A 21766-nucleotide genomic window follows, 5' to 3' on the forward strand; every position below is an offset into this window, starting at 1 on the left:
AACGAAAGAGAATAGGCTTATGGCCTACTCTCTGATGCTGCGTTCCATCAGCCTGCGCGTTCGGTTTAGGAAAACGACAAACTCCGCTCGCGTTATTCGGGTATTCGGTCTGAAATAGACGACTGGGTAGCCGTCTTTAGTAATGACCGAGACCAGTCCCAGATCGGACATCTCCTCGATATTTTCTTGCGCCCAATGGCCCTCGATATCCTGAAAAGCAAAGCGATGCTTCCGGTCATAGCCATCCTTCTTAACAAAAGTGAACTCCGCTTCCGCTTTATACCCTTTGTTGCGGTCGAGCGAGTTGTCCAGCCCGTTCAGCTTGACAACCGGCTCTGCGTTAATCGATTCCAGGGCGCCTACAAAAATATGGCCTTTCTCGTCATAAAACTTATGCGTCCAGCCGCATTGCGCCAAATAATCGCTGTAATCCTGCTTGGTCTCGAAGAGCAAGGTCAGCTTAGCCTTATAAGCGGACAGTCCCATTTGATGCAAATGGCTGGGGGCATTAATAATTTTGATTTCTCTGACATTCATCTTCGGCAAGGGCGGCTCGTACGGGTTAACCACCCTGGCTCGTACCTCTACGAATCCTAAACCGTTGTCTACGAACAGCTTCTTCCGATAGCGTTCGTTCGCGCTTCCGAACGGATTTTGCTGACTCACATTCTCGCCCCCCAGCCGTAATTATTTTGAATACCGGTCTTAACCTGCTGTGACAGCTCCTGCGCAATATCCCTATGGACGCCCTTCACCGCGTTCGCCACCTTTTCCCCAATTAATTGCAAGCCGTTTCTGTCAGATGTAATTTGATCCGTAATAATATTGACAATGGTATCGCCCGAACCAATCGTTACACTGCTATGCGTCCCGCTCGCCGCTTTGGATTCCCAATAGGTCATAGGCTGAACGCCGTCCGGCAAGTTAAAGGTCGGCTTTTGAATCGCAGACAGATTGCGAATATCGAGAAGATGGTTTTTCGACTCCATTTCAATGGCGAGCATTTTATTCTCTATCTGTTTGCGCATCGTCTCGTTATCCCGATATTCATTCAACAATTCACTGAGCTGCGATCTCGTTTCGCCCATGCGGGCGTTTACGGCATATAGGCCCGAACGCTCGATTTGATTCAGGGCGGAGGAGTCTTCACTTACTCCCCCTAGGAGAGCATCGGCTTTCTGAATGCCGTATCGGGTCTGAATGTTCTGCACGTCTTCATTCATATCGTTCATAATTTCATCCAACGCGCTGGTTTCGTTCTGGTACGCCTGGAGTTGGTTTCTCGCCACCTCGCCTTTGTAGCGAAGCTCCTCCGATTCAAGCACTGCATAAGCATCATCGGAAGGCCGCAGCAGCTGCTTTTTCTGTGCAATGCCGGCGATTGCTTGTTTTAGAGCTGTCATATTGCTATCCAGAAGCTCCTTCGTCAGCTTGCGCATTTCCTTAGAGTCTTCTCCGACTCCTTTCAACAGCATCGCTGTCCGCTTCACTTCGTAGTCCGATTGATTGTTTTGCTGCTTCTGTTGAAGCAGCATCTGGACGCGGTTCAACATTTGCTGCCCTTCGCCGTAGGTAGAAATTTGCTTCCAGCTCGTCTTGGCTGTATCCGGGATGCCGTCTCCATCCAAATCCAGTCCCGCAGCCGGCGTTGGCGCAGCCACTGCTTTCGTTTTTACCGTAATGCCCTTCACTGCTTCAGCATTAGGTTTTTCAGAAGGCACTGCCTGGTTGGTTTTCGCACTCTCATCCTTTGTTTTCGAATCCGAAGAACCAAAGGTCTCCTTCCAATAGTCTTTGAAAGAAGCCGTCGTACCGCCAAACAAATTAATAATGCCGTCGGTTAAAGCATCCGTCGCCAGCCCTACGCCTGCCAAGTATTTCATTGGATTCGCATTGCTCATGCTCTTGACCTGCGCAAACGTATCGGATAACTCATTGACGTTTTTGTTGTACCGCTCCTCCCTCTGCTCCTTGGTCATGGTCAGTGGAGCGATGCCATCCGTGACGACATCCTTAACAACATCTACAACCGCAAGCGCCGTACCGAGATACGGAATCCCTTTTGCGCCGATTTTCAGCGCTCCTTTTAACGGCTTCGTTGCCTTTAAGGCCCCTTTCGCCACCGATGTCGAGGTTTTTTTATTTTCGCTCAAAACAGAAGCTGCGCTATTGGGATGAGTTGCTGCTTCGGATGTTGCCCTCCTGTTCGACGCCCCTGCAGCATTGCTGGAAGCATCTGTTCGCGAATTGCCTACCGGGCGGACATCCGTTCCTGCTCGGCTCGTTGGCACACTGCTATCGGTCCGGCTGCCTGTCCTTGCACTGCTTGCTTGCGGACTATCTGCTTGATTTCCCGTTCTGCTCGTTGGCGAAATGATGATCGAACGGCCGCCGGTTCGGAAATCTCCACCAATTCGGGTACCGATGCCAGTTCTGGCACCGCCACCGGTTCGGACATCGCTACCGATTCGGGTACCAGCGCCCGTTCGGACATCGCCAACGATTCGGGTGCCGCCGCCCGTTCGGACATCGCTGCGCGTTCGCGTGCCACCGCCGGTTCGGGTGTTGCCGCCCGTTCGGACATCGCCGCGCGTTCGCGTGCCACCGCCGGTTCGCGTGCCGCCGCCCGTTCGGGTACCGCGGCCGGTTCGGGCATCGCCGTCGACTCGGGTACCACCGCAGGCTCGGGTTCCGCCGCCGGTTCGCGTGCCGCCGCCCGTTCGGGTACCGCCGCCGGTTCGGGTACCGCGGCCAGTTCGGGCATCGCCGTCGACTCGGGTACCACCGCAGGCTCGGGTTCCGCCGCGCGTTCGGGTGCCACCGCGCGTCCGAGTACCGCCGCGCGTTCGGGTGCCGCGGCGCGTTCGGGTGCCGCGGCCGTTTCCGGCATCGTCGCAGCTTTGGGTTCCGCCGCCGTTTCCTGATCCGCTGCCGTTTCCTGATCCGCCGCCGTTTCCTGATCCGCTGCCGTTTCCTGATCCGCCGCCGTTTCCTGATCCGCCACCGTTTCCTGATCCGCTGCCGTTTCCTGATCCGCCGCCGTTTCCTGATCCGCCGCCGTTTCCTGATCCGCTGCCGTTTCCTGATCCGCCGCCGTTTCCTGATCCGCCACCGTTTCCACCGCTTCCGCCGTTTCCACCGTTCCCGCCGTTCCCGCCGTTTCCGCCGTTCCCGCCGTTTCCGCCGCCCCCATTGTTCCCGCCGCTTGGATTTTCATCTTTTCTGAACAAGTCGAGTAAGCCGTCGCCAATAGCATCTACCGCTTTATTCAGAATCGCTTTTTTGAGCTCGTCCATATAATTAACGCTGGTCGTTTTCTGGTCTGCAGAAGGTATCTCAACAGGCGGTATCGTTACCTCAACAACAACATCGCCACCAGAACCAGCACCAGCACCCGAAGGAAGGCCGTATTGCAGCTTCTGCAGCTCCATCCGATACTGGCTTGCGCTTTGTGCCCCGTTCTTCAACTCCTGATCAAGTCGTTCAATCGCATCGATGAATTGCTCGGTACGATGGTCCGATCGCTCTACCGCTAATGCGTAATGCTGTAAAGTCTCTTTCATGCTGCTCAAGCTCCGACCGGCTTCTCCAATGCTCAAAGTTAACCCTTTCAATCGAAGATTAGCCTCATAGACGACCGAAGCGAGCAATCCCAGCATGCGGTACAACGAATACGCCTGCATATCGACAAAGCGCATGGCACGCTCCAATTCCTTCATTTCGGAGTTCAGCTTCTTGGCCATTGCCGCAAGCTTTGCGTCTCTTGTCGTGTTGCGGTTAAGATCCGCACGCGCCTGCCTGTCCGGCGAATTAAGGCGCTCTCGAATGCTTTCGATTTTCCCTATACGCTTTGTCAACAAGCCCTTACGCTCCGATATTCCTTTGGCGGCTACTTTCAAAGCGTGATTTTCTTCATTAAAAGAAGCCATAAGCATACTGGCTGCTTGTTCGATCATTTTCCCTCTGTCCGCCATCTTGTCGGGTACCGCGGCTTGATTCATCTCTTCCGCCAACTGTACCAGCGATGCTTCAAGCATCTGGTATGCTTTCTGAACGATATCGGCCTGCAACTGCTCCAAACGTTTGGTCACGTTTGCCGCTCCATTTTGTTTGGTTGCTGCTCGCCCTCCCGCACTTCCAAATCCTGCAGGAATCGACACCGTCCCGCCAGCAGCTTGCAGCTTGCGCAATACGGCCTCCGCTCCGCTTTCATTTGGCGGGGCGCTGGTTGATGGCAGCTTACCGTTATGCTTGTTGCGAAGCTGTATGTCATTAGCCAGCGAGTAGTTATTTTCTTCCGTTTTCATCTGTAACACCGTCCTTTAAAAGAAAAATCCCGTCAATTTAGAATAGACGGGATTACGCTTTAACCCCCGCCCAAAATTCGGGCTAGGAGATTGATATCTTCCTCTGTTGCTTCTTGTTGAGCTTCGTCTTTCTTAAAAACATTTACAGGCTTGCTTTCCCCTTTTACCGCTCCGGTCATACGTCCGGACGATACGGTTCGGGTTTCGATTTCAAATTGAATATTACGATTGGTCATGCGCAGGAGGTCTTGGATTTGCGGGTAAGTGTACCCCCTAATTTTCCACTTATCGAGGTGACAGTGCTTATGAAGCAGGAAGATCAATTCTCCCCAGGTCAAAGGTTCCCCGGTATCGGTGTCTCTGATCTCCGTCCCTTCAGGCTGCTGCTCCTCTGCCCGTTCTACTTTTTTAGTGCATTGACGTCCAGCATGATGTCAATAATTTGGCGGGCCATCCGAATATCGACGTTGCGGTCGATGTAATCTCGATTGGGCTGATACGTAACCCGTCCTCCTTCATTAACGACCGTCACCATATCCGAATGATCCTTAAAGGCCATCGCTAAAATATCGTAAAGATCGGTTTCGGCAGGGCTTTGTCCATTTGGCCCAAAGTTAAAAAGAATGACGTCGATATTGACAGTCTTTACCTTCTGCATAAACGTCCGAGCATCACCGAAAAGCAAAGGCGGAATTGTTCTGACCGACCCGTCCCGCAGCGTCACCCGTTCATCGTCCTCAAACCAAATCTTCTCCGAAGCTGCTTGCAGCTCCGTTTCCCGCTTGAGCCGGGCAACGGCGTCGGCATTCATTTCGGCTGCCATCTGTGCTTCCATTTGTTCCTTGTCCATCCTTGTTCCCCCTTGCTTATTTTCCCCTCGTGCAAAAAAGCAACCGGCAAGACAAGGGAATCAGGCAGGGGGAACCTGATTCTCCTTCTCTATTCATGCTGGCCGCTGCGGCAAAAAAATTACTTCGTCGCTTGCGTGAATCGTTTGATCGAACCGAGCTTGCCGTCGGCCCGCTCCGGATCGATCACTTTCAGCGAGATCGAGGAGGTGGATGCCGTCGAACGCGCGGCATCGAGCGTAAATTGTCCGTTTGCGATGCACTGGTACAGTTCAGTTTCCACGCCTTGGTACGTACCGTCTTTTTGCAGGAATGCGCCATGGTGGATGACATGTACGGGGAATGGTACTTCGTCGCGCAGAATGTCTACGACATCGACCGTTTCCTTACGCTGGTAATTGATAACAAGATCCTTGCCAATGTGGTCAGGGCTGACCACAATATTGACTGTATTGGGCGAGCCTGCAACAGTTTCCACAAAGAACTCGCCGTCTTCGGGCGCGGACGATGTAGTTGGCGCAATGCGGTTAAGCAGCGTGTTGCTATCTTTCAAGCGAACCTGGAAATTTCCGTCGTCGAACAGCGTATCACCATACTTAACAGCCGACTTGCCGGCCGATACGGATGCGCCTACAGTACCGCTCGCAACGAGCGATTGTTCTCCCAGCACCCACAAGGATTGATTTTCAACCTTCTCTTGAACGCGAGAGCCCATCATAAGCTCCAGCGCAGCCAGATCGAATTTGGCATCAGTCGCCGTAATTTCGATCGATTTGGAAGTAACGAGCGTATCAATGGCGAACAAGCCGTCCCCGCCAAAGATATCTTCGATCTCCACGTTCAAGTTAATAGCCAGATCCTGCAGGGAGCCAAGAGTGATTACCTCTACCCCTTTGCCGTCTTTGGCATAACGTTTAGCCATAAATTGACCGACGCCTTTAATAATCATGCGTTTTGCCAAATTTACCCACTCCTTCATATATGAGATAGAGTCGCTGCATGAGCAATCTCTTTACGGACATAGAGTAGACGAAGTGTTCGTTACGCTAACAAATTTCTTTACTCATGATTCCTAATCGATCTGTATCGTAAATTTGAATATGCTAGTTAAACAGAACAAACCGTTCAGATCTATTTCCTTCTCGTACTGATCGATAAGCACGGTACTCAGCCCTTCCATGTCTCTCTTTTGTACAAATGGGACGTCGTCTTGGAAAAGCTCTGTTAAGCGGTCGGCAATTCGAAGCGCCAGTTCAACTTCCCCTTTTGTAAACACATGAAAATGAAACATAATGATGGAACAGTTTCGATTCTCCTCTTCCAGAAAGCGCAGACGCGGCGCAGCATGGAAGGCAATGAGAGGAAGCTTTTCCTCTTGCAAATTACCCGGATTCATTCTCATATCAATTCTCTCTAAAATGGCAGCTTGGTTGGAAGCGTCCACTCCTAATAAAGAAAGCAATACAGCATCATCCGTCAGTCGCCGTCGAACTTGATCATACAATTCGCTCAACATGTTACTTCACACTCCTTTTCTCTATTTCTTTTATAGGTTAGCGCCGGGTTCTTATTCTCTCACTGTCCATTTTTGGCTCAAAACCGAAATCATCGCTTGACTGATGTAAAATTTGAGCCGATTTATTTTTATATGTTTCTTTATAGTGATTACTTTGTTTATGCTTCCGTTCCGAAAACCGGAAGACGGCGTACCGAATGACGGAACGCGGGATTCCGATTTTCGGAAAGCATCTAATGCGCAGCGCCGCTAGGGTCACAAAGAATCCACTTCAAAAAAAAGATCTACACACGTATATAACCGATAAAGGAACAAAATCTATGGAATCTGCAACGACGATATTTTACGAAAGGAGCCACGCTGATGAATTTAACTACCAAGCAGACGAGAAGGGAATCCTATCTACATGTTCGACAATCCGTAGCCGGCAAACGAGGACTCATCCTGCAGTCCATGCCTGCATCTGAAGGTATTACGGCAAGAGAACTTGCTTATAAAATGTGGAAGTCCGGTGACATTCCGGCCCCGGAAAGAAATTATGTCCATCCCCGACTTAATGAAATGGCGGCTGCGGGCTTAGTGAGCATTATCGGTAAGCGCAAATGCAGCATTAGCCAAAAAAACTGCGCCGTCTATTCCGTCGTCAGTGAGAAATAAGCAAAAAAACTCCGATCCTCGGAATAGGATCGGAGTTTACTTATATGCAACATATACAATTACAGACGAATCATGCTAACCAGATTCTGGCCCATTTCCGTCTATATAATACTCAAGCTTCTGCCTGATCACCATATTTAACGAGTCTTTCGACAATTCGCCTAATGTAAGCAGGATCGCCATAAACTCATAATCGTCCTTCGCTTCTTCAACCAGTTGTTCGACCATAAGCTGAACCTTTTGCTTTGTCCCGGCTCTCCTAGCATATTCATGCACTTTCTTTATGTACTCAACGGCACTTGCCGTTCCCAGCTCATCGAGCGAGATATCGGATTTCAGATAATCGGCGCGCCAACTCCGTTCATTCATGCTGTATTCCCCCAATTAAGAAACCTCCTGTATCAAAGCAAAAATCATCATAAGCCCTTTGTCCCGTACGTCCATATCTTTGCAATTACCTCTGCCTATTGCTCATTCCTATTCTACGGCTTAACCCAGAACTTTTCACCCATTATTTTCTTTATAATAGGGCTAAATGAGGAAATATACCTAATTTTCAAGACTCATTTTGAAGTATATAATGTAAAATATGTTATTATATTTTAATTTCAGAATGTCCTCTCTTTTCTATGTTGCCTCTCGCCATTCCCCCTTTCGTGAACGCAGTATGCCGCCCCAACATTTTCATGTGAATCTAACGTTATTATTTGAAGTTACACATGAGAAAATGATGTTAGTATGTTATTATAGTGACGAACACACATCCCCCTTTATTCTGCTTAAAGGCAGACGAATTATCGTATAACCATAATTTCAACGAAATGATGTATAAAAACACGCACGGGGCTACGCCTAATTCTAGAAGGACAATTGTTTCCCTTTAACTGCTGCTCTGTGCGTTTCTAAGTGCCGCAAGTGCAAAAATATGCCTATCGTCAGGGGTGTAAAGTTAAGTGTCGAAGTACAATGAAGCGCAGATCGGAGCAATCGTCAGTCATCTTACCGACAAAATTAAAGATGGTGAATACGATACGAGGATCGCTGCCGTTATGGTATTGTCCATGGCAAAGGCCGGACGGGTCGAATCAGAAGATATCGTGACGATATTGATTAAGGTATTGGGAGGCAATCTCGAAGCCGTTGTATCTGTATTAGCCGATGTTAGCAAAGGCATCGACGGCGATGATATTGAAGAAGTTGCCGCACTAGCCCAGCGAATGATAAAGGGCAGCAAAAATAAGCCGGACTCAGGCAGTCCTTCCGTTTGATAACCACGGATGCTTCGGCAAGAGAGAATGTACAATATTTGCATTATAAGTATAAGGTCGGCCGGACATACCGGTTGGCCTTTTTTTATTTCTTCCTCTTCAGCCGCTTCCTTCTCTCCCGTATAACATGATTAACGAAAGGAGTGAAGAGAGTTAGATGGAAGATGCAAAAAGAACGATTCTATTCATGAATACAATCGGTGTATTGCTCGATTTGGTTTTTGCCCAACAGATCGAGGACTCTGTCGAAGATTTAGAGCATGCACTTTATGCACTGGGCCTAGACGGTCGGAAACTGTTAAACGATCAGCCGCTTATTCAAACCCTTCATGAGGTTTGCTCCGCTTTTGGGGCTAGTCCGATGAACGCAGCCATCCTTGACGACATTAATGACATCAATGCCGTCCATTTCGGAGCTTTAGATGATTTCATTTTCCATTAACAATTCATGCTTTTCCCCGTATAAAGCAGCAGGAGACGGTCTTATATCAATGAGAACCAATCGATTCGAGGAGGCGCAGCAACCATGTCTGAAAATAGTATTAATGAACACGATAACGAGACGGATGGACGCCATCCCTACCGTTGCACTTATGCCATTAACGAAGAAACAATCGAAACCTTCGTTTTCTATAGCGGCGATCTAGAGACTGCCGTCAACGAAGCTCTTCAAACAGTGTATGAGAACACGCAAAATAGCGAGCATCCCATTGCTTTCAGCATCTTGCGCCAGAATTCCGACAGTTAGATGCCGACTTTCAAAGGAAATTATGGTAGCTAACGCCGTGAGGACATGCTATGATTAAAATATACGAACTTATGTTCCCATAAAATAAGAACAAATCGAACAGAACATGCAAATATAAGGTTCAAAAATTAGCGACGGTTTCTCAACGAGACCGATTTAGTTGAATCGCCAGGACCAGGAAAGGTCCTTTTCCATCCTAATATTAAGATCGGAGATGAAGCTCTCTATTGGCGGATTTGCAAACGGTGCAACTCAATCTTCATAAAATCGTCGACGACCTGCGCAGTGCCTGGTCCGACCGTACGGATGCATACCTTAATCGGCATGCTTTCTCCAAAGCGAGAACAGTCGGCGATCACATCATGTTTTGTTGCCCTTATCATTCGGAAGCCAACCCTTCATTCGGAATTCGGACATGCTATCCTTACGTATTCCATTGCTTTGGTTGTGGCATTTCAGGCAAATTATCCAAACTTATTGCCGAGACTTTCCGTCTGCCAAGCGAAGCACATGCGGCAAGGTATATCCTTAGACGCTATTTCGACTCCAATCGAGCTAGTCGGCCGCCACTCATTGCCGAACATATTCTTGACGGTCGCCAAACAAACCGTGAACGTTCCTTAACGGAACGCGAAACCGTCCGGTTCACTAAACAATTTCACCCTTATATGACTGTAGAACGGGGATTGCATGCAGAAACACTTCGGGCGTACGAAGTCGGATTCGACAAGTCCTCCCAATCCGTGACCTTCCCTGTACGCACTCGTCAAGGATTGCTTCGATTCATTAAAAGAAGAAGTGTCCATCGCAAAAGCTTTTTGAATGAAAGACAAGTCATCAAAAAAGATATTGTCTACGGCCTATGGCATATTCTTAATTCTCCGCTGCCGATCAAACGAATTCGAATAACGGAGTCGGAAATCGATGCGATGTCGTGCTTTCAGACAGGCTATGCCGCTGGAGCTTTACTTGGGAAACAGATGTTTAAAGAACAAGTCTTTGAATTAATGAAAGCGGGAATTGATACGATCGACCTCTTTCTAGACAACGACCCTTTCGGCGTTCATGCCGGACTAAAGGCCTACAAACTTGTTTCTGCCATTTCTCCCATTCGTATTAACATGGTGTTGTATCCCTCTGGGCATTGGGGAATTGATTCCACTCATCCCGAAACGGACATGCCATTTAAAGACGCAAATGATCTTTTGCTAGCAGGTATGCTTGATCAAACAACTGTCGTAAGCTTTGAAAAATTTGTGCAAATGCTCAAAGTTACTGAGCGAGAATTGGACGACTACTTCAGGAGGAAAAAATGAACGAAGCGAAATTGGGACTGGACGAGCTGTATGCGATCGGCGAAATGGAAATGTTTTATAAGGCTGCGAAAGAAAAATGCGAAAAGAAAATCGGCGCCACTCGATTTGCCGGGATGGATCGCGAAGACGTTGTTCAAGAAGCGCTCCTTAAAGTACACCGATATCTTCCAAAATACGATGCAACCAAAGCAAAGCTGAGCACATGGGTCGATCGGGTGCTCAGCAGTATGATTAAAGATATGCTTGAAAAAGCAGGTACAGAGAAAAACCTAAGCGTCGTCAATGCGGCCTCATTAGACTTATATGCTTGCGTCAAAGAAGCACCTTTCTCCGATTACGCCGATCAAGGGCAAGCTTATACCGTACAAGTGGGCGGCGAAGATTACGGCTATGAGAACGCCGAGCTGATGATCGATTTTCTCGAATATATTCAGTTGTCCAAGCGCGAGAAGGAAGTGTTTAATCTGCGAGCAGCCGGTTATTCGCCTTCAGAGATCGCCGATCTGCTGCAGGTTTCCGCTTCCAGAGTGTCTCAGCTATGGAAGAGTATTATCCAAAAATACGAGCAAGCCTGCTGATATTGGTTTGAGCAGAGGAGAGATCCGGATTCTTCCGGGTCTTTTTTTTATTCCACGAATACCGCCCCGTATATAAAGGACAGGAGGTGCTTTCCATGATTCGTGAATCGATTCCGCTGCTAGCCAAACGCGAGGAGCGGTATAGAAATAAAAACAGCAGGGCCAAACAAGCAATTCAAGCCCAAGCTTCACTGTTAGCCCCAGTCCCGGCGGCATCGTTCGTAGGGCAGCAGGATCAGTTTAATTCCCGAGAAAGCGACCCTGCATTCCCGTCCAAATGGTTCACCGTTGAAACCCCGGAACAATTAAGTGAAATGACTGATTGGCTGCGTCAGCAACCGCTGCTTTCCATCGAAATAAAAACGACCGGAACTAACCCTTTCCTTGATTCTATTGCAGCAATTGCTGTCTACGCAAAACCTGAAAAGGGAGAAGAAAAGGGCTACTGTATACCGCTTATTGAACGGGAGTATAATTCCGAATATTCGTCTTGTAGCGATCGTCCCCCTATTCTTCCACTCAAAAGCATTAGCGAAAGTTTGCGACCTATTCTTGAAAATGCTCCTATAATGCTGCTGCTGCATAACGCGAAGTTCGGAATGCATATTATGAGTCGCTTGTTGAATATCACCATCATTCCCTATTTCGATACGAGCATTGCCCAGGCTTTACTTGATGAAAACCACAGCAGCGATCTTGAAGAAATGGCCGCACGATACCTTAAAACAAAGTCAGCAAATTCCCGAAAGTCAATTATCGAGAAAGCCAGCCTCTCCTGCAATAGTGGACTGCAAGCTGAGAAGCTTATGATGTTAGATGCGCTTCACGATGCGATGCTGATCTGGGAACTCGCGGAGTTTCAGCATCGTGCATTGAATCGTCCCGAACTGCACGAATTAAGGGATCTTATGGAGAAGGTTGAAATGCCATTTCTTCAGATTGTCGCAGCGTCGGAATGCAGAGGGGTACATGTTGATGCTCGCTATTTGGAGGATACTGTCTCTAAACGGTTGTCTGATGACTTGGAACAATTGCGGCAAAAAATCTGGGCTTATACAGGACCCATTAATTTAAACTCGCCCGCCCAAGTATCGGAGGCGATCTACGTGAAGCTGGAAATACCCCCAATAAATAAATTCAAATCCCGTTCCATCGATAAAAACACGCTTAGCAAACTCTCCAAAAAACATGAGGTTATTGGAATGATACTGACTTATAGACAAAAAGCTAAGCTACTTTCCGATTTTGCGGAAAAACTTCCGAAGACCGCCATCCACAGCCGAATCCATACCTGTTTTCATACAATCGGTACTAAAACCGGAAGAATGTCCAGCTCGACCCCAAACCTTCAGCAAATACCGGCCAGTTACGATGGATTAATTCGAAAAGCTTTTACAGCCGATCCCGGCCGCCTGCTCGTTTCCGTCGACTTTAACGCCCAGGAGCTTCGCTGGCTCGCACATTTGACGCAAGATCATACGCTGCTCCATGCATTTAAGGAAAATCTCGATATTCACTCGATGACAGCCGTAGAGCTTTGGAATAACAAGCATCCGAAAGAGCCGGTTACATACGAGTGCTTTGAGCGCCTCCGCAGCCTTGCGAATCGTTTCGAACGGACGGATGGCTTTGACAGTGCTGATGATCGGAACTGCCGCCTCACCGATTTGGAGCAGGGTAAACGCTTTGCAGGCTATCGAGAAGCCGCTAAAACTGTCAACTTCGGTATGATTTACGGCATGTCCGAGTACTCGCTATCGGAAAAGCTGGATATAAAGATTACAGAAGCACGTTCCTACATGAAAGCCTTCTTTTCAAAATACCCCGCGGTTGAGAAGTGGATGGCAGGTACGCAAAAGCAAATTGATGCGCTTGGATACACTAAAACTTTTCTGGGCCGTAAACGTCGTCTCTATCCTGAATTGGAGGCTGGAAATGTCCGAAGACGGCAAGCTGCTTATCGTATGGGGATTAACGCCGTTGTCCAAGGCTCCGCTGCCGACCAACTAAAGCTGGCTACAATCGCCCTTCAGCCATACTTAGAGAGCATCAATGCCTATATCGCCCTTTGGCTGCATGATGAAATTGTATTAAGCGTTCCTAGCTCTATTAATAAGGAGCAGTTGGAGCGGATCACGGAAATCCTGTGTAATGCTGTTGTACTGGATAGCGGGATGACCTCAACTATAAAAATCGGAATACATTGGTGACAAGCCTTTAAAGAGAATGATATCCTTCATCATTCAACAGCTCCTCTTCATTTTTCTTCATAATGGCCGTATAAATCAATGCCAGTGTTCTTGGCATAATGAAATTCATTCGAGGTGTTGTATGAACTGGAAGGAAATCGCATTAGCCGCTTCTGTATCGCTTGCTGTCGCTTCCTTATTTAAATACGGCTTTTTGTATTTAATTGCGCGCATCGAGCGCCAAACTTTATTGCAGGCATTAAAGAAAACGTTAAAAGAAGATATGTCAGGCATGATCATCGACCGCATTCACATTGCCGTAGAACGAACCCTTACTCATCTCATTTATTCGGATAAAACGATTAAAATAGTGGATCGGGCTGGAAATCCCGTCGGTTTCATCAGAAAGTCAACCGAAACGAATTCCGCGCACACGGGAAGCGAAAGACAAGAAGATTCTTTATAAGCTGTCATTCATTTAACCCATTTTAATAGAACCGCGCTCTCGCGCCGGTTCTTTTTTTTCGCCCCTTCAAGGCCAACATTCTCCCCCGTATATAGCAACAAGAACCCATTAGGAGTGAGAACAATGAAACAAAAACAAGAAGCTTTGACAGAGAACTTGGTTGCAGGCCTTATCGGCCAACATATTCAAGTGCCGGAAAATATGGTCGAAATCCCGGAAGCGGGCAAGCAAAATGTATGGTTTGCAGGCAGGGTTGCCGGTTATGAAAAAGCGGTGTTCGGATTTAACCCCTCAGACGGCAGTTTTATGGAAGAGCCCTTTACTTACTTAAGCGTCGTTATGACGGATGGCAAGGGCTATATTCTGGCAGAGGATTGCTGCATTAACGCCATTACGGAGCAAGAGTTCAAAGACATGCTTGCGGAGCATGTTACCAAGCAATCGTTTGAAGAATCGGCCGAAAGTTCGACAGAAGTGGACCCTTCAGAAGCAGAGGCGCTCGCCTATGACTAACACGAGAGCTGGCGTTTAACAGATGCTCGAATGGATCGTGTTTTTTTGGATGCTGTTAATCGCCATGCATAATCAGCATCCGACTCCCGAGATTCCTCGAGAGCCCGTTGTCATTGACGATCATAAAGAAGCCGCGAAACCGCAGGAAGCCCCGCAGTCCATTGTACCGAAAGATTTGGCTGATCTTCTGCTCTTCTATCAGCCCAAGCTGTCTCGTGACGAAGCGGATCGATACGCAAGTTCTATATACTCTGCAGCGTCGGATTACAATATCGACCCCTTATGGATTGTCGCCATGATGTGGCAGGAAAGCCGATTTATTAACAACTCTCGCTCGAAGGCAGGAGCAGTTGGATTAATGCAGATTTTACCCAATACCGCTCGGAGCAAAGGCATTAATCCCGAAAATCTGACTGTTCCCGAGATTAACATACAAACCGGAGCAAGCTATTTGGCCGATATGATAGAGCTTTTTGGAAGCTTAAAGAAAGGAACCATCGCTTATAACCAAGGTCCCTCAAAAGTAAAGAAAGGCTCTTATCGTACGGGATACTACTCCAACGTTAGCAAGCACTACGCAGACATTCAAGAAAACTATAAGGAGCGTGCTGCGCGTCTGCACAGATAGGGGGCGATTTGAATTACGATTCCTTTTCCCGAATATATTAACCGAGAAATAGCTGCTGATAAATTTTATTTCTCATTGGATTTAATGGAGAATATTGAACGCGCAAAAACGGACAAGCACTACCTCGGCGATTTGCTCCTCGTAAACGAGAACTTAATTTGGCATAGCATTCATAAATATGTCGGCAAACCTGAGACTCTTTCAACAAAATATTGCATCGAGAAGGATGACATGCTTCAACTCGGGAGAATCGGATTCATTAAAGCGATCCATGCATTCGACACGTCCCGGGGCAATAAATTCTCCTCTTTCAGCGTGACCGCCATCGTAAGAGAGGTTCGCTGCTTCCTCCGCGATTCGGCCAATATTGTCCGGCCAACACGGACAGCAAACGAACTCATGCATCAAATTCACAGACTGGAGAACGAACTTGGTTATCGTCCGGCCACTCCTGAAATAGCCGATGTGCTAAATGTAAAAGAGGAACAAGTCACCAAAGCTCTCTGTGTAGGCCAACCCGTAAAATACTTGGACGAACCGCTCAAGCAAGCAGCCGAGGATATGTTTAGAGCGACCGCCGCCGACTATTTAGAGGACGATCTTAATATCGAACACTTCGTAGTCGATAAGGTCTATACGGATTCCATTATAGATTCTATAAGAAATCGCTTAACAGAAACCGAGCTCCGCGTCCTTAAGCTTCGCGTTTCCGGCTTGAATCAGACCCAAACCGCCGAAACAGAGAATCTATCGCAGATGCGGGTTAATCGAATCATGAAAAAAGCAGCTACTCACCTTAAGCATACTCCCAAAGGATAGGCGTAAAAGTGGCCCTATAAAAGCAACAAAAATTGGACCTTATCGATGTCCTTTGCAGCCCCTATACTTGTGGATAACATCGTAATCGAAAGGTGCTGCCAAGTATGAGTACACAACAAATCGCACTAAAGGGAACACGTGCAGGATTGTATCCGATGGAGGAAGAGCATGCCGAGCGGCTGCTTGAGGCGGGACAGGACCCCGCCATTTGGAACGTCTTTATGGAACCGCTCCAAACGATTGAGGACGTGCTGCGTTATATCCGCAAGGCCAAGCAGCAGGAAGCAGCGGGCACTTGCCTGCCGTTCGTCATTGCCGATCTCAACGACAACCGCATTGTCGGCAGCACCCGCTTCTTCGACCTATCCGTCCACGATCGCGGATTGGAGATCGGCCATACATGGCTTCATCCATCGGTCTGGCGCACGCGTATCAATACAGAGTGTAAATATTTGCTGCTTCGCGACGCATTTGAACGGCTGGACATGCTGCGGGTTCAACTGAAGGCCGACTCGCGCAACGCAAGATCGCTAGCCGCTATTGAACGGCTGGGGGCCGTCAAGGAGGGGGTGCTGCGCAACCACCGCGTTCTTCACGACGGCTATGTTCGGGACACGGTGATGTACAGCATTACGAAGCAGGAGTGGCCGCAAGTAAAGGCTCATCTTGAGCGCCTTCTACAGTAATAGCCGGCCCCAATAATTCTTCCTTCACTATTCCAAAAAAAGACCGATAGCGCAGAGCCGGTACATTTTCGCCGGCAATATGCTATCGGTCTTTTAGCGTTCACTCACCCTGTCGGACCCGCTGACGCTGCGCCTTTGGACAGGTATTGCAATAGTCGTCGGTTTCATCCGAGGTCATATAGTAATAGCAGCAGGTTTTGCGCACCCGAATCGGCGCCTCCAGCTTCGGCACAACGATTTTCGGGCTGTTGTATTTCGCCAATGGATTAGCCTTCTCGCCAAAAAGCGAACCTGGCGCATCGTGAAGCAAGTATTGAAAGTCCTCATGCATACGTTCCCGGCGCTGCTCGTCTTGTTCGGCAGCCATATTTTTCTCGTAAAGCCAGTACACGTAGATAGCCGCATTTTCCCATAAGACCGCCTTCGAGATCGGCTCAGTCTCCGCAATACTCCGCCACGCCATAGCGATATTGCCGGCAAACAGGGATCGTATGACTTCGTCCCGCCATTCACCGCGCTTGCCCGAGACAGGCCGTGAAGCCTTCCTCTCATTCAGCCTTAGCTTGAGAAGCCAGGTTTGCTCGTTTCGAAACGATTCGATATGGCAATTGGCAATGGAATAATCCATCGCTTTATTAAAGAGCGACATCGCGCTCAAGCCCGTTGCGACCATCATGAACGCATAGCGTTTGGCAAACAGAGAAAAGGATACGGTCCTGTTCGCTGTCGCAAAATTTAAAATGATTTTGTTGCCATACTCCCGGCATTTCTCCCCATCCAGCAAATCGGCTGCGGCCAACGAATAGGTTCGATCCGGCGATGGCTCCGTTGTCAGCCGGCAGTAGGTTTTCAACATCTCAAGTTCAATCGGCTCCAAGACGCAGCCCGTCGACGCTTCCTGCATCGTCCTGCCTCCTTACAAGTTCAATTCGACCATCGACTGCGCTATCGCTGGGTAATCCGTAATGATGCCGTCCACTTGGAATTTGAGTACTTCTTTCATATTCCGCTTGCTGTTAACCGTCCATACCCAAATCTCGCGCCCGGCGGTATGCGCTCTCTCCACCAGTTGGTCGGTCAGCATCATTGTCTCCACTGTATAGAAATCGACGTCAAGCGTCGTCAAATCGCCGAAGGCAAAAAACAAAATTTGACCGATCTTAATCTCCGGCGCCAAATCGCGTATCTGCCGTAGTGTAGCGCTGTCGAAAGATTGAATATATACCTCTTGCTCCATGCCCAAGCCCTTCACCTGAGCGACGACTTCCTTAACCAGCTCTTCGCTCGGACCATATGGCTTCAAATCGAGCAGCAGCTTGGTCCGCCCTTGCGCTTCGACTAGCGCTTCAGCAAGCGTAGGAATGTACACCGGTTCTAAATGCTCATTCTCGCCGATAGGAAGCTTGCTTAACTCCGAATAATTCAACTCGGACACGCGAGCCGCTGTACCCGCCATACGCTTCAAATTAAAATCGTGGTGCAGCACCGCCACACCATCCTTCGTCAGCTGAACATCCAGCTCTACCGATTGAATGCCCTTCTCGGCAGCCGCCGTTATCGATGGCAGCGAATTTTCCGGCGCGCTCTCGGCATCGCCGCGATGAGCCGAAATAGTGACGGTCCATTTGGCGTAGACGAGACTGTCGCTCGCTTTGAAGCCGACGAATAAGGCAATTCCCAAATAAAAAGCAACCGCACCCACAATCATAAACCGTTTTCGCTTCCAATGGGTCAAGTAAACGGTAATACGCTGCTCCAAGCGGCCTAACCGGCTCCGATACACGGTCAATCGATCATGATTATCGCGGCCTAGGAAATAGTACAAGCGAGTCAAGAAAATAAGATTAATCGGCAAAATGAGCAGCGCGAGCATATATGTCAAAATCGTCGAGAGCGTCAGCGAATAATGGTTCGTAAACGCCTTGAGCACATTGATATTCAACCAAGCCGGTAAATACGAGAGAGCCGCGATCACTACAACGCCAGCAGCAACAACAGCGGCATTGATAAAAAACAAAGTAATAAACAGCTTCAGCTTTTTGCCGCGAGTCAGGGCAATGCTGGCGCGTATCGCTTCCGCGATCGATTTGCCCTCCAATACAATGAAATGAAGCACGAATATCCAGCGCATCACCGTGTAAAGGATAGCAACAACAAGCACTGCGTATACGAAAGTCATTGTAAAGGAAGCATCAAGCACCCAGTTGTTGATAAAAATCGGAAAGTTGAACAGCGCGTAAAACGACTCGGATAAAGGCGAATCGATAAACGGAATGAGCAGCAGCAGCATCGCTAGCAATTGGACGATACCAAATCCAAATAGCCGCGGCGTTCGTCGCAGCGTCGTCAGCAGCGCGTCCGTTATGGCAATTTGCTTGCCAAAGTAACGCTGTTGAATCATCGTGACCAATACGCATAATTCGATAAACAAAGCGAAAGAGGCAACGAGGCCGATCAGCACAAGACCGATGGCGCCCTCATAGCTGAGCCCCAGACGGTACACCTCGCTGTTCAGCAAAGAGCCCGATCCGATAACCGTCAAGATCCGGTTGAATATATAAGTAATGCTCGGTACGACGATCACACTGGTCAGAAGCATATACAAGTATTCGAAGACGAGCAGTTTCTGAAAGGAAGCGCGGAAATCGCGAATGCTCCGGGTCAGCAGCTTCAACATATGTCGTTCATCCTATCTATGTCCGGTATAAATGATACTTCTATTATACCGTGCAATGCCGGCAGCATGAAGACAAGAATGAAAAAGAGCCGCGCTGCTGGAAGCCGACTCTTGATCGTACGTTTTACTGTCCACCCTTGCGAACCGTTTTCACCTCATACATGTTAACGGTTGTGTCTATCACATACTCGGGCTGAGATTGATCTTTTTTATTGCGATGCCCTTGCATATGATCTGGACTCTTCTCCCAATTTTTCCACGCTTCCTCCGACTCCCATCGGATCATCGCGACAACTTCTTCTTGCTCCTTACTGCGCTTATTAATCATGACGCTAACATCGAGAAGGCCTGGCATGCCGTCGATCGGCCCTCTCTCGCTAAACCGCTCAATCACTTTATCCGCATATCCTTTTTGTACAGTTATCGTTCTCGTTTGAACCAACATATTGGAATCGCTCCTTTTTACCCGTTTCCATAGGATGGAGCCAGTATAAAAGAAATGGCCTGAAATCGGAATGGATTTTCCCGGCCGACGGCATGGATTATTCTCCCCTTCACTTTTACCGACTTTTCGACAATTTGGCAGGTTTACTTTTCCATAATCTATTTTTATCCGATATAATAAGACAAAGAGAATGCTAAACCTTACCTTATAAAGTCTATATCTAGAGGGGGATTCTTATGGCAATTGACATTCTAGCACGCAATAACGTTACCGTGTCCGGCAGCGGCAGCCAAACGATCGTGTTTGCTCACGGCTTCGGCTGCAACCAAGACATGTGGCGATACATTGTTCCCGCCTTCGAGGACAACTATCGAGTCGTCGTGTTCGATTATGTGGGCTCCGGCAATTCACAAATCGAGCATTATGATTCCGTCAAATATAGCGACCTGCAGGGCTATGCGCAAGACGTCATCGATATTATGGAAGCGCTCGATTTACGAGATATTATTTTCGTTGGCCACTCGGTAAGCGGCATGATCGGCATGCTCGCTTCCATTCGAGAGACGAAATACTTTCAGCGTATAGTTATGCTTGGTCCATCACCATGTTATGTGAACGATCTTCCCGACTATTACGGAGGCTTCAACCGCGGCGATATTGACGAATTGCTGCAAATGATGCAGCTCAACTTTATCGGCTGGGCCAGCTATCTGGCGCCGATCGTTATGCAGAATAACGATCGGCGAGAGCTGTCCGAGGAGTTGGAGCGCAGCTTCTGTTCTACCGACCCGCATATCGCCAGACAGTTCGCAGAAGTCACCTTCCTGTCCGATTATCGGGCCAGTCTTGCTTCGTCGGCGGTTCCAACGCTTATTCTTCAATGCTTGGGCGACAGCATCGCGCCGGTTGAAGTCGGCCATTATCTGCATGCCCACTTGAAAAACAGCATGCTCCAGATCATGGAGTCACAGGGCCACTACCCTCATTTAAGCCATCCGGAGGAAACGATCCGGTTTATTCAGCAGTATCTGGCTAGCGCATAATACTTGAAGGGAACGACCGGTTATGGATCATCTATTGGATACGGCCCCGTGCGGTTATTTCTCATTATCAGACACGGGCATCTTTCGATCGGCCAACCAAACCTTTCTCAGTATGCTCACCATGGAGCGCCTCGCGCTGCTGGGGCGGCATATAGACTCGGTCATGTCGATCGCCAACAAGCTTTTTATGCACACCTACTTCTTTCCTTATATTCAGCTGTACGGAGAGGTCAACGAAATGTATGTGTCCTTCCGAACCGCTGACGGCCTGGATGTTCCTGTACTGCTTAACGGCGCGCGGCGGCAGCGCGATGGCGAGGTTGCCATCGATTGCGTCGCCCTCCCGATGCGTAAACGGATCGAGCATGAGAAGGATGTGCTGCAAACGAAGGTGAAGCTGGAGGAGCTATATCAAGCGACTCGGGAAGCTAATCAAAAACTGGAGCTGTTGAACGAAGAATATGCGGTTAAACAGCGAAAGCTTGAGGAACTGAATGAAAAACTCGAGCTGCTGGCGACAACCGATCCGCTGACCGGCCTTCGGAATCGAAGGTATTTCCAGGACAGCCTGTCGGCTCGATTGGCCGCCTATTGGGAGGAAGGCACGCCTTTCTCCCTGCTCATTCTCGATATCGATCATTTCAAGAAGGTGAATGATACATACGGCCATCCTGTTGGCGACCTCGTTCTATCCGGAATGGCTAGATTGCTCCAGTCCTTGTCGGAAGAAAATGATATCGTCGCCCGCTTCGGAGGCGAAGAGTTTGTCGTGCTGATCAATGAAGGCGGTAAGGAGCGGGCGATGTCGAGAGCCGAAATCTACCGCTCAGCAGCCGAAGCCGCGTCATGGGAAACATTCCGCGTCACCATCAGCATCGGGGCGGCGTCGGCCGTTTCCGAAGACAGCGAGTTGACGCTGCTGAATAAAGCCGATTCCGCTCTCTATGCCTCCAAGAGCGGAGGAAGAAACCAGGTAACCTATTCCGAATAACGGAAAGAACGATATTTGCCGGGCGCGGGTTCAGTCCATGAGAGGGAGATTTACGATGAAATCGAACGTAT

The 21766-nt window shown here is 48.7% G+C and carries 23 protein-coding genes; 14 read left to right on the forward strand and 9 right to left on the reverse strand.

Going from position 1 to position 21766, the window contains the following annotated elements; genetic code table 11:
- Positions 1-24 precede the first annotated feature (24 nt).
- The 5 genes from ACFVTB_RS04560 to ACFVTB_RS04580 all read right to left on the reverse strand — a co-directional run bounded on the left by ACFVTB_RS04560 (position 25) and on the right by ACFVTB_RS04580 (position 6671).
- Complete coding sequence (locus ACFVTB_RS04560) at positions 25-666, reverse strand: S-layer homology domain-containing protein (protein ID WP_387745832.1); 642 nt, start codon at positions 664-666, stop codon at positions 25-27.
- On the reverse strand, positions 663-4307 hold the full coding sequence (locus tag ACFVTB_RS04565) for a hypothetical protein (RefSeq protein WP_387745835.1): 3645 nt from the start codon (positions 4305-4307) through the stop codon (positions 663-665). Before ACFVTB_RS04565 ends, ACFVTB_RS04560 begins: the two co-directional genes overlap by 4 nt.
- A 400-nt stretch (positions 4308-4707) precedes the next feature.
- On the reverse strand, positions 4708-5157 hold the full coding sequence (locus ACFVTB_RS04570) for a hypothetical protein (RefSeq protein ID WP_387745838.1): 450 nt from the start codon (positions 5155-5157) through the stop codon (positions 4708-4710).
- 119 nt (positions 5158-5276) lie between these two features.
- Complete coding sequence (locus ACFVTB_RS04575) at positions 5277-6116, reverse strand: hypothetical protein (RefSeq protein ID WP_387745841.1); 840 nt, start codon at positions 6114-6116, stop codon at positions 5277-5279.
- Positions 6117-6227: 111 nt separating this feature from the next.
- Entirely contained in the window at positions 6228-6671 is a 444-nt protein-coding gene (locus ACFVTB_RS04580; RefSeq protein ID WP_387745844.1) for a hypothetical protein, read from the reverse strand.
- A gap of 363 nt (positions 6672-7034) precedes the next feature.
- Here ACFVTB_RS04580 and ACFVTB_RS04585 point away from each other — a divergent pair, with 363 nt between their 5' ends.
- Positions 7035-7328: a hypothetical protein gene (locus ACFVTB_RS04585; protein ID WP_387745847.1), complete on the forward strand. Its 294-nt coding sequence runs from the start codon at positions 7035-7037 to the stop codon at positions 7326-7328.
- Between the two features lie 75 nt (positions 7329-7403).
- On the opposite strand, the gene ACFVTB_RS04590 is transcribed toward ACFVTB_RS04585, so the two are convergent.
- Complete coding sequence (locus tag ACFVTB_RS04590; RefSeq protein WP_387745850.1) at positions 7404-7712, reverse strand: hypothetical protein; 309 nt, start codon at positions 7710-7712, stop codon at positions 7404-7406.
- A gap of 569 nt (positions 7713-8281) precedes the next feature.
- Here ACFVTB_RS04590 and ACFVTB_RS04595 point away from each other — a divergent pair.
- The 11 genes from ACFVTB_RS04595 (at position 8282) to ACFVTB_RS04645 (ending at position 16539) form a co-directional block, all read left to right on the forward strand.
- On the forward strand, positions 8282-8596 hold the full coding sequence (locus ACFVTB_RS04595) for a hypothetical protein (protein WP_387745853.1): 315 nt from the start codon (positions 8282-8284) through the stop codon (positions 8594-8596).
- A 157-nt stretch (positions 8597-8753) separates the two neighbouring features.
- Entirely contained in the window at positions 8754-9038 is a 285-nt protein-coding gene (locus tag ACFVTB_RS04600) for a hypothetical protein (RefSeq protein ID WP_387745856.1), read from the forward strand.
- A gap of 84 nt (positions 9039-9122) precedes the next feature.
- A complete protein-coding gene (locus tag ACFVTB_RS04605; RefSeq protein WP_387745859.1) occupies positions 9123-9344 on the forward strand; it encodes a hypothetical protein in 222 nt (73 codons plus the stop codon).
- Between the two features lie 227 nt (positions 9345-9571).
- A complete protein-coding gene (locus tag ACFVTB_RS04610) occupies positions 9572-10660 on the forward strand; it encodes a CHC2 zinc finger domain-containing protein (protein WP_387745861.1) in 1089 nt (362 codons plus the stop codon).
- On the forward strand, positions 10657-11238 hold the full coding sequence (locus ACFVTB_RS04615; RefSeq protein WP_387745863.1) for a sigma-70 family RNA polymerase sigma factor: 582 nt from the start codon (positions 10657-10659) through the stop codon (positions 11236-11238). The genes ACFVTB_RS04610 and ACFVTB_RS04615 overlap by 4 nt, the downstream gene beginning before the upstream one ends.
- A gap of 95 nt (positions 11239-11333) precedes the next feature.
- The gene (locus ACFVTB_RS04620) at positions 11334-13448 is read left to right on the forward strand and encodes a DNA polymerase (protein ID WP_387745865.1); all 2115 of its coding nucleotides are present in this window, start codon (positions 11334-11336) and stop codon (positions 13446-13448) included.
- Positions 13449-13569: 121 nt separating this feature from the next.
- Positions 13570-13893, forward strand: a complete 324-nt coding sequence (locus ACFVTB_RS04625) for a hypothetical protein (protein WP_387745867.1) — start codon at positions 13570-13572, stop codon at positions 13891-13893.
- Positions 13894-14016: 123 nt separating this feature from the next.
- A complete protein-coding gene (locus ACFVTB_RS04630) occupies positions 14017-14406 on the forward strand; it encodes a hypothetical protein (protein ID WP_387745869.1) in 390 nt (129 codons plus the stop codon).
- A 22-nt stretch (positions 14407-14428) separates the two neighbouring features.
- Positions 14429-15034 carry a lytic transglycosylase domain-containing protein gene (locus tag ACFVTB_RS04635; protein WP_387745871.1) on the forward strand — a complete coding sequence of 202 codons (606 nt, stop codon included), beginning with the start codon at positions 14429-14431 and terminating at the stop codon, positions 15032-15034.
- Positions 15035-15118: 84 nt separating this feature from the next.
- Positions 15119-15853: a sigma-70 family RNA polymerase sigma factor gene (locus ACFVTB_RS04640; RefSeq protein WP_387745873.1), complete on the forward strand. Its 735-nt coding sequence runs from the start codon at positions 15119-15121 to the stop codon at positions 15851-15853.
- A gap of 104 nt (positions 15854-15957) precedes the next feature.
- Positions 15958-16539, forward strand: a complete 582-nt coding sequence (locus ACFVTB_RS04645; protein ID WP_387745875.1) for a GNAT family N-acetyltransferase — start codon at positions 15958-15960, stop codon at positions 16537-16539.
- Positions 16540-16639: 100 nt separating this feature from the next.
- Here the strand turns inward: ACFVTB_RS04645 and ACFVTB_RS04650 are convergent, their stop codons facing one another.
- The 3 genes from ACFVTB_RS04650 to ACFVTB_RS04660 all read right to left on the reverse strand — a co-directional run bounded on the left by ACFVTB_RS04650 (position 16640) and on the right by ACFVTB_RS04660 (position 19661).
- Entirely contained in the window at positions 16640-17443 is an 804-nt protein-coding gene (locus ACFVTB_RS04650; RefSeq protein ID WP_387745877.1) for an IucA/IucC family C-terminal-domain containing protein, read from the reverse strand.
- Positions 17444-17455: 12 nt separating this feature from the next.
- On the reverse strand, positions 17456-19216 hold the full coding sequence (locus ACFVTB_RS04655; RefSeq protein ID WP_387745879.1) for a glycerophosphodiester phosphodiesterase family protein: 1761 nt from the start codon (positions 19214-19216) through the stop codon (positions 17456-17458).
- 124 nt (positions 19217-19340) lie between these two features.
- Positions 19341-19661 carry an antibiotic biosynthesis monooxygenase gene (locus ACFVTB_RS04660; protein WP_387745881.1) on the reverse strand — a complete coding sequence of 107 codons (321 nt, stop codon included), beginning with the start codon at positions 19659-19661 and terminating at the stop codon, positions 19341-19343.
- Between the two features lie 236 nt (positions 19662-19897).
- Between ACFVTB_RS04660 and ACFVTB_RS04665 the strand changes: the two genes are divergently transcribed.
- Together ACFVTB_RS04665 and ACFVTB_RS04670 are read left to right on the forward strand one after the other, a co-directional pair.
- Positions 19898-20704, forward strand: a complete 807-nt coding sequence (locus ACFVTB_RS04665) for an alpha/beta fold hydrolase (protein WP_387745883.1) — start codon at positions 19898-19900, stop codon at positions 20702-20704.
- Positions 20705-20726: 22 nt separating this feature from the next.
- Complete coding sequence (locus tag ACFVTB_RS04670) at positions 20727-21695, forward strand: sensor domain-containing diguanylate cyclase (protein WP_387745885.1); 969 nt, start codon at positions 20727-20729, stop codon at positions 21693-21695.
- Positions 21696-21766: the final 71 nt, after the last annotated feature.

Origin of the sequence: Paenibacillus sp. NPDC058071, assembly GCF_042885235.1 — a bacterium.
In the GTDB taxonomy this organism is placed as follows: domain Bacteria; phylum Bacillota; class Bacilli; order Paenibacillales; family Paenibacillaceae; genus Pristimantibacillus.

Excerpts from the sequence above, each read along its gene's own strand:
- ACFVTB_RS04615 (WP_387745863.1), top strand. The coding sequence starts at position 10,657 with ATGAACGAAGCGAAATTGGGACTGGACGAGCTGTATGCGATCGGCGAA.
- ACFVTB_RS04665 (WP_387745883.1), top strand. The coding sequence starts at position 19,898 with ATGGCAATTGACATTCTAGCACGCAATAACGTTACCGTGTCCGGCAGC.
- ACFVTB_RS04570 (WP_387745838.1), bottom strand. The coding sequence starts at position 5,157 with ATGGACAAGGAACAAATGGAAGCACAGATGGCAGCCGAAATGAATGCC.
- ACFVTB_RS04640 (WP_387745873.1), top strand. The coding sequence starts at position 15,119 with ATGGAGAATATTGAACGCGCAAAAACGGACAAGCACTACCTCGGCGAT.
- ACFVTB_RS04585 (WP_387745847.1), top strand. The coding sequence starts at position 7,035 with ATGAATTTAACTACCAAGCAGACGAGAAGGGAATCCTATCTACATGTT.
- ACFVTB_RS04630 (WP_387745869.1), top strand. The coding sequence starts at position 14,017 with ATGAAACAAAAACAAGAAGCTTTGACAGAGAACTTGGTTGCAGGCCTT.
- ACFVTB_RS04620 (WP_387745865.1), top strand. The coding sequence starts at position 11,334 with ATGATTCGTGAATCGATTCCGCTGCTAGCCAAACGCGAGGAGCGGTAT.
- ACFVTB_RS04655 (WP_387745879.1), bottom strand. The coding sequence starts at position 19,216 with ATGTTGAAGCTGCTGACCCGGAGCATTCGCGATTTCCGCGCTTCCTTT.
- ACFVTB_RS04635 (WP_387745871.1), top strand. The coding sequence starts at position 14,429 with ATGCTCGAATGGATCGTGTTTTTTTGGATGCTGTTAATCGCCATGCAT.
- ACFVTB_RS04660 (WP_387745881.1), bottom strand. The coding sequence starts at position 19,661 with ATGTTGGTTCAAACGAGAACGATAACTGTACAAAAAGGATATGCGGAT.
- ACFVTB_RS04565 (WP_387745835.1), bottom strand. The coding sequence starts at position 4,307 with ATGAAAACGGAAGAAAATAACTACTCGCTGGCTAATGACATACAGCTT.
- ACFVTB_RS04670 (WP_387745885.1), top strand. The coding sequence starts at position 20,727 with ATGGATCATCTATTGGATACGGCCCCGTGCGGTTATTTCTCATTATCA.
- ACFVTB_RS04645 (WP_387745875.1), top strand. The coding sequence starts at position 15,958 with ATGAGTACACAACAAATCGCACTAAAGGGAACACGTGCAGGATTGTAT.
- ACFVTB_RS04580 (WP_387745844.1), bottom strand. The coding sequence starts at position 6,671 with ATGTTGAGCGAATTGTATGATCAAGTTCGACGGCGACTGACGGATGAT.
- ACFVTB_RS04600 (WP_387745856.1), top strand. The coding sequence starts at position 8,754 with ATGGAAGATGCAAAAAGAACGATTCTATTCATGAATACAATCGGTGTA.
- ACFVTB_RS04625 (WP_387745867.1), top strand. The coding sequence starts at position 13,570 with ATGAACTGGAAGGAAATCGCATTAGCCGCTTCTGTATCGCTTGCTGTC.
- ACFVTB_RS04605 (WP_387745859.1), top strand. The coding sequence starts at position 9,123 with ATGTCTGAAAATAGTATTAATGAACACGATAACGAGACGGATGGACGC.
- ACFVTB_RS04650 (WP_387745877.1), bottom strand. The coding sequence starts at position 17,443 with ATGCAGGAAGCGTCGACGGGCTGCGTCTTGGAGCCGATTGAACTTGAG.